This window comes from Pseudomonas sp. GXZC, from assembly GCF_026967615.1.
Classification (GTDB): Bacteria; Pseudomonadota; Gammaproteobacteria; order Pseudomonadales; family Pseudomonadaceae; genus Aquipseudomonas; species Aquipseudomonas azotoformans_A.
This window is the reverse complement of sequence record NZ_CP114115.1, coordinates 2,931,566-2,939,349: the sequence shown is the minus strand read 5'-3', so window position 1 is coordinate 2,939,349 and position 7,784 is coordinate 2,931,566. Positions and strand designations below refer to the sequence as shown.

The window sequence follows — 7,784 nt, the reverse complement described above, 5'->3', positions numbered from 1 at the left end:
TCAGGAAATCAATTTATCCAAATCTTCTGCTGATAGACGTTTGAGGGCCTCCAAGGATTTAGCCAATGCGTCCTGCACCGGCGAATTATTTGTCTGCTGGGCCGCTACATGGGCACTGAACTCGGCCAGGGTCGGGGTGGTGAAGATCGATTTGACGTCGAATTCGGCGTGCAACTGCTCGCGCAGGCGCACCACCACCTGGGTGGCCAACAGCGAATGCCCGCCCAGCTCGAAGAAGTTGTCGTGCAGGCCTACACGTTCCACGTCCAGCACTTCGGCCCAGATGGCGGCGATCTGCTGCTCCAGCTCGCTGTTCGGGGCGACGTATTCCCGGGCCTGCAAACTGGTGTCCGCTTTCGGCAGGGCCTTGCGGTCCAGCTTGCCGTTGGGGCTCAGGGGCATCTGCTCCAGCAGCATCCACTGGGCCGGGACCATATAGTCCGGCAGCTGTTGCGCCAGGTGGGCGCTCAACACATCGCGCCAATCGTCAGCGGCGTTTTGCAGCACCAGGTAGCCCACCAGATATTTGCCGTCGATCGCCAGCACAGCGGTCTCCCGCACCCAGTCGTGCTCCAGCAGGCGCGCTTCGATTTCGCCCAACTCGATGCGCAGGCCACGTAGCTTGACCTGATGGTCGATACGCCCGGCGTACTCGATCACACCGTCTTCGCGGTAGCGCGCCAGGTCGCCCGTGCGGTACAGGCGCTCGCCCTTGACGAACGGGTGGGCAACAAAACGCTCGGCAGTCAGTGCCGGACGGCGATGGTAACCTCGCGCCAGGCCGATGCCGCCCAGGTACAACTCACCCAGCACACCGACGGGGACAGGTTCGAAGTTGCTGTCGAGAATGTAGCAACCGAGGTTGGCAATCGGGCGGCCTATAGGCACCGCATCGCGGCCTTCATCGACACAGGTCCAGTGGGTCACGTCGATGGCGGCTTCGGTCGGGCCGTACAGGTTGTAGAGCCCGGCCTGGGGCAACTTGGCGAACACCTGCTGCTGGGCATCCACCGGCAAGGCTTCGCCGCTGCACACGATGCGGTGCAGGGTGTGACAGGTCGCCACCGTCGGGTCTTGCAGGAAGGCCTGCAACATCGACGGCACAAAGTGCAGTGTGGTGACCTGCTCTTGGTTGATCAGCTTGATCAACTTCGCCGGATCCCGGTGATCCCCCGGCACGGCCACCACCAGGCGCGAGCCGGTCATCAGCGGCCAGAAGAACTCCCACACCGATACGTCGAAGCTGAACGGGGTCTTTTGCAACACCGTGTCGCTGACGTCCAGGCCATAAGCCTCCTGCATCCAGTGCAGGCGGTTGGCCAGGGCCGAATGACGGTTGCCGGCGCCTTTGGGTTGGCCGGTGGAGCCTGAGGTGTAGATCACGTAGGCGAGGTTTTCGCCATGCACCTCAATTTCAGGATTGGCGTCGCTGTAGCCTTCGAATGTGGCTTCACCCAGCACCAGGCTATCCAAGCCTTGCGGAATCGGCAGTTGCTCAAGCAAATGTGCCTGGGTCAACAGCAGTTTCACACCGCTGTCGTCGAGCATGTAGGCCAGGCGATCACGCGGGTATTCCGGGTCCAGCGGCACATAGGCGCCACCGGCCTTGAGTACGGCGAGTAGACCGACCACCATTTCGATGGAACGCTCCAAGGCCAGGCCCACCAGCACGTCCGGGCCCACACCCGCTTCGATCAAACGATGCGCCAGGCGGTTGGCTCGGCGGTTCAGCTCGGCGTAGCTCAAGCGCTGCTCGGCAAATACCAATGCCGGGGCGTGCGGCGTGCGCGCCGCCTGCTGCTCGATCAGTTGATGCACACAGTGCTGCAACGGGTAATCCCGCGCCGTGGCGTTCCAGTCAACGACCACTTGTTGGCGTTCCGCCACCTCCAACATCGCCAGGTCGCCCAGGCGTTGTTGGTCGTCGTCGAGCATGGCTTGCAGCAGGTTGACCAGATGGCGGCCGTAGGTTTGCACCGTGCTTGCCGCGAAATGCGCACGGGTAAAACTGAATTGCACCGACAGGGTGTCAGCCACGTCCACCAGCACCGTCAGCGGGAAGTTGGTCTGCTCGCGTGAATCCGGCCGGCCGAAACGGATCCCGCTGCCGCCGCTCTGCTCCAGGGCCTTGGACACCGGGTAGTTTTCGAACACCAGAATGTTATCGAACAAGGCCTCACCGCCCTGCCCGGCCCAGCGCTGGATATCGTACAGCCCGGTATGTTCATGCTCACGCAACGCCAGGTTCTGCGCCTGTACCGCTTGCAGCCAGTCGACCACGGTCTGCTGGGCATCCACCGCACAGATCACCGGCAGGGTGTTGATGAACAGGCCGATCTGCTGCTCCACCCCCGCCAACTCTGCCGGGCGACCGGCCACGGTGGCACCGAAGGACACCACCGACTGCCCGCTATGGCGCTGCAACAGGACCAGCCAAGCTGCCTGGATCAGGGTGTTGAGCGTGACCTTGTGATTGCGCGCGAAGGCTTCAAGCCGTTCAGTCAGCGCGCGATCCAGGTTGAGCTGATGCTCGCCATGCCCGTCCGCCGCCATCGGCTGGCTGCTGCCCAGGCGCGTGGGTGCTTGCAGAACGCTCAGTTGCTCACGCCAGAACGCTTCAGTCGCTGCGCCATCACGCTGCTGCAGCCAGCCGATGTAGTCGCGATAACGCCCGGCCGCTTCAGGCACCGCGACACCGGCATAACGTTGCAGCACTTCGCCGAACAGCCGCGAATTGCTCCAGCCATCCATCAAGATGTGATGGCTGGTGTAGATCAGTTCGTGGCGTTGCTCCTCGGTACGCACCAGTACCAGGCGCACAAGGGGTGCCTTGGCCAGGTCAAAACCCTGGCGACGTTGAGCTTCCTGAAGGTTCTGCAACTCCAGTTCGCGCTCCGGCATGGCGCGCCAATCGAGGTGTTCGATGACCAAACGGGCCTCGCGGTAGACCACCTGGCAAGGCCATTCCAGCTGGCCTTCCCAGAAGAACCCGCTGCGCAGTACGTCATGGGCTTGCACTGTGGCATCCCAGGCCTGCTGGAACCGCGCCACGTCCAATCCATCGGCCGTCACGCGGATCTGGTTGATGTAGTCGCCGGCCGCCTGTTCGTACAGGGTGTGGAACAACATGCCCTGCTGCATGGGCGACAGGGTGTAGATGTCTTCAACGGCGTCGGCGGCCAGCGGCAGGGATTCCAACTGCTGCTGGTTCAGGCGCGACAACGGGAAGTCGGAGGCCGTCACGCCGCTATTGCCAGGGGTGCAGCAGTGTTCAACCAATGCGGTCAGTTCGCGGGTGAAGGCCTGGCTCAAGGCTTCGATCTGCGATGCGTCGAACATCAGCGGGCTGAACGTCCACCCCATGTGCAGTTCGCCGCCGTACACCTGGCCGTTCAGGGTCAACCAGTTGCCCAGTGGCGCATCCGGGCTCTGTTCGGCGCCGGCGTTTTCCGAAGCCGGTGTGAACAGGCCGTCCGGCTGGTCAAAACTGCCATCGAACTGGCCCAGGTAGTTGAAGGTAATGCGCGGCACCGGCAACGCGTTGAACGCCTGACGCGTGGCGTCGTCGCCCAAGTAGCGCAGCGCGCCGAAACCCAGGCCTTTGTCAGGCACGGCACGCAGTTGCTCCTTGACTTGCTTGATCGAGGCAGCCAGGGATTCGGCCGGGGTCAGGCGCACCGGGAACAGGCTGGTGAACCAACCCAGGGTGCGGGTCAGGTCGATGTCGTCGAACAGGTCTTCACGGCCATGGCCTTCCAGCTGGATCAGGCTGGAGGCTTGCCCGGTCCATTGGCAGATGACGCGTGCCAAGGCGGTCAGCAGCAGGTCGTTGATCTGAGTGCGATACGCCGTGGGCGCCTGTTGCAGCAATTGCCGAGTTCGCTCGGCATCCAGTTGGCTGACCACCGTCTGGGCCAGGCGGCCCGGACGTGCGCCTTGCGGATCACGGCAGGGCAAATCTGTCGGCACGCCTTGAAGCTGTTGCAGCCAGAAGGCTTTTTCCGGCTCGATCGATTCGCTGCGGGCATGCGCCTGCAAACGCTCGGCCCAGGTCTTGAACGAAGAGGTTTTTGCCGGCAATTTCTGCTGGCGATACAGGCTTTGCAGGTCTTCAAGGAACACCCGCCAGGACACGCCGTCCACCACCAGGTGGTGCATGACCAACAGCAGGCGCTGTGAGCCGTCAGCCATGTCTGCAAGTACCGCACGCAACAATGCGCCTTGTTGCAGGTCGAGGCTGCGCTGGGCGCGTTCGCACAGCGCTTGCAGTTCGGCGGCGTCCTGCACGCTGGCCTGCCATAACAGCGTTGCAGGTTGCGCATCATGCCGCGCGGTCCAGCCTTCGGCTTGCTGGCTGAAACTCAGGCGCAGCACGTCGTGGTGTTGGATGAGTGCTTGCAGCGCAACGTCCAACGGTTGCGCAAGAAGGGTCTCGCGCGGGGTGAGCAACAACGACTGGTTCCAGTGATGACGGTCCGGCAGGTCCATGTCGAAGAACAGTTGCTGGAACGGCAGCAGCGGCGTCTCGCCCTGCACCGGGCCCTGGTCGATCACCTGTGCCGTCTGCAATTGCGCCACGCGGGCCAGGCTGCGCACCGTCTGGTGCTGGAACAGCGCCTTCGCGGTGAAATGAATACCGGCCGCCCGAGCGCGGCTGACCACTTGGATGGAGATGATCGAATCACCGCCACGCTCGAAGAAGTTGTCGTTCAAACCTACCTGCTCAACGCCCAGCACGTCGGCCCAAATCGCGGCGATCTGTTGCTCCAGCGCACTTTGCGGCGCTTCGTACGGCTGAGTGGCTTCGGGTTTGGGCAGCGCCTTGCGGTCCAGTTTGCCGTTGGGGCTCAGGGGCATCTGTTCCAGCACCATCCATTGTGCGGGCACCATGTAGTCCGGTAGATGTTGACCCAGGTGCGCGCCCAGCGCGTCGCGCCAGTCATCACCGGCGTTTTGCAGCACCAGGTAACCCACCAGGTATTTGCCGTCGACCGCCAGCACAGCGGCCTCACGTACCCAGTCGTGTTCCAGCAGGCGCGCTTCGATTTCGCCCAGTTCGATGCGCAGGCCGCGCAATTTGACCTGATGGTCGATACGCCCGGCGTATTCGATCACGCCGTTGTCGCGGTAGCGCGCCAGGTCGCCGGTGCGGTACAGGCGCTCGCCCTTGACGAACGGGTGGGCGACAAAACGTTCGGCGGTGAGTGCCGGACGGCGGTGGTAACCCCGCGCCAGACCGATACCGCCCAGGTACAACTCGCCCAGTACACCGACCGGCACCGGCTCAAAGTTGTTGTCAAGGATGTAGCAGCCAAGGTTGGCAATCGGACGGCCGATCGGCACCGCATCGTGGCCTTCGTCCACGCAAGTCCAGTGGGTCACGTCAATGGCCGCTTCGGTCGGGCCGTACAGGTTGAAGAGCCCGGCGTGCGGCAGCTTGGCGAAGACCTGCTGCTGGGCATCCACCGGCAAGGCTTCGCCGCTGCACACGATGCGTTGCAAGCTCTGGCAGGTCGACACTGCCGGATCCTGCAGGAAGGCCTGCAACATCGACGGCACAAAGTGCAGCGTGGTGACCTGTTGTTGATTGATCAGGTTGATCAGCTTGGCCGGATCACGGTGATCACCCGGCGCGGCGACCACCAGGCGCGCGCCGGTCATCAGCGGCCAGAAAAACTCCCACACCGACACGTCGAAGCTGAACGGGGTCTTTTGCAGCACCGTGTCGCTGGCGCCCAGGCCATAGGCTTCCTGCATCCAGTGCAAGCGGTTGAGCAACGCCGAATGACGGTTGCCCGCGCCTTTAGGCTGGCCGGTGGAGCCCGAGGTATAGATCACATAGGCCAGGTTTTCGCCATCCAGGGGAATACCTGGGTTGGCGTCGCTGTAGCCGGCGTAATCGGACTCACCCAACACCAGGGTTTCCAGGCCTTGGGGAATCGGCAACTGTTCACGCAGATGCGCCTGGGTCAGCAGCAGTTTCACGCCACTGTCTTCCAGCATGTAGGCCAAGCGCTCACGCGGGTATTCCGGGTCCAGCGGCACATAGGCGCCACTGGCCTTGAGCACGGCAAGCAGGCCGACCACCATGTCGATGGAGCGCTCCACGGCCAGCCCCACCAGTACGTCCGGCCCAACGCCGGCTTCCATCAGGCGATGGGCCAGGCGGTTGGCGCGGCTATTCAATTGGGCGTAGTTCAGGGACAAGTCGTTGAAACACAGCGCCAGTGCTTCCGGCTGCGCCAGCGCCTGGGCCTCGATCAACTGATGCACCCACTGCCCTTGCGGATAGTCGCGCTCGGTGGCGTTCCACTGACAGAGGATTTGCTCGCGCTCATGGGCGTTGAGTGTCGCCAGGTCCTGCAAAGGCAACGCGCTGTTCGCCACCGCGTCACGCAGCAGGCTCAGCCAATGCTCACCCATGCGCGTGACAGTCGCAGCGCTGAACAGGTCAGTGGCATAGGTCAACGAGGCCCAGATGCCCTCGCCGCTTTCCTGGGTATCCAGGCTCAGGTCGAACTGAGCACTGTGGCTGTCCAACTCCAGGTTGGCCACGCTCAGGCCAGGCAGTTGCTGTGCTGTGGAATGCGAACGGGCCTGGTGGTTGAACATCACCTGGAACAGTGGGTTATGGCTCAGGCTGCGCTCGGGTTGCAGCGCTTCCACCAGTTGTTCGAAAGGCAGGTCCTGGTGGGCCTGGGCTTCCAGCGCGCGGCGCTTGGTGTGCTGCAGCAACTGGGCAAAGCTCATCTGACCATCGAGGTCGGCCTTGAGCACTTGCGTGTTGACGAAGAAGCCGATCAGCGATTCGGTCTCGACACGGTTGCGGTTGGCAATCGGCACGCCGACGCGAATATCCGGCTGGCCGCTGTAGCGGTACAGAAACGCCTGGAACGAGGCCAGCAACAGCATGAACATGGTCACGCCTTCGCGTTGAGCCAGGGCTTTCAACCCCTCGACCAATGCCGGCTCCAAGGCAATGTCCTGACGCGCGCCACGAAAGCTCTGTTGCGCCGGGCGCGGTTGGTCGAACGGCAGTTCCAGCACCGGCTGCGTGCCGCTGAGCAGTTCACGCCAATACGTCAATTGGCGGGCCTTCTCCCCCGCTTCCATCCAACGGCGTTGCCACAGCGCATAGTCGGCGTACTGGATCGGCAGCGGCGCCAACACACAGTCCTGCCCCTGGCTATAGCCGGCGTAGAGCTGCATCAGCTCTTGCACCATCACGCCCATCGACCAACCGTCGGAGACGATATGGTGTTGCACCAGGACCAGCACGTGTTCCTCTTCACTCAGTGCGAACAAGCTGACGCGTAGCAACGGGCCTTGCTGCAAGTCGAAGGGACGGGCGATTTCAGCTTCTACCGATGCCTTGAGGTTGGCCTCGTCAACCGTGTTTTCGGTGATCTCGAGGGCGGCATGGGCGAGCACTTCCTGGGCACGCTGCTCACCCTCCAGATGCAGTCGGGTGCGCAGGCTCTCATGACGTGCCACCAGGGTGTCGAAACTGCGTTGCAAGGCCGCCTTGTCCAGGCGCCCGCTCAGGCGCAGCGCACCGGGGACATGATAGGCGGCACTGTCCGGGTCTAATTGCCATAGAAACCACTGGCGCTCCTGGGCATAGGACAATGGCAGAGGCTGGCCGTCCTCGCGGATTGAGGCAATCGGCAGTTGGGCGAAGCTCATGCCCCGGCTTTGCAGGCGCTGAAAAAACTGCTGGCGCTGCTCCAGAGGCAGACGAAGAAAGCGCGAAACCAGATCGATGTTTGGGTTGGAAAGCATGG

Annotated in this window: 1 protein-coding gene; it reads right to left on the bottom strand. The window is 62.9% G+C overall.

From position 1 onward, the window contains the following. Positions 1–7,782, bottom strand: a complete 7,782-nt coding sequence (locus tag OZ428_RS13960) for an amino acid adenylation domain-containing protein (RefSeq protein WP_330913691.1) — start codon at positions 7,780–7,782, stop codon at positions 1–3. Positions 7,783–7,784: the final 2 nt, after the last annotated feature.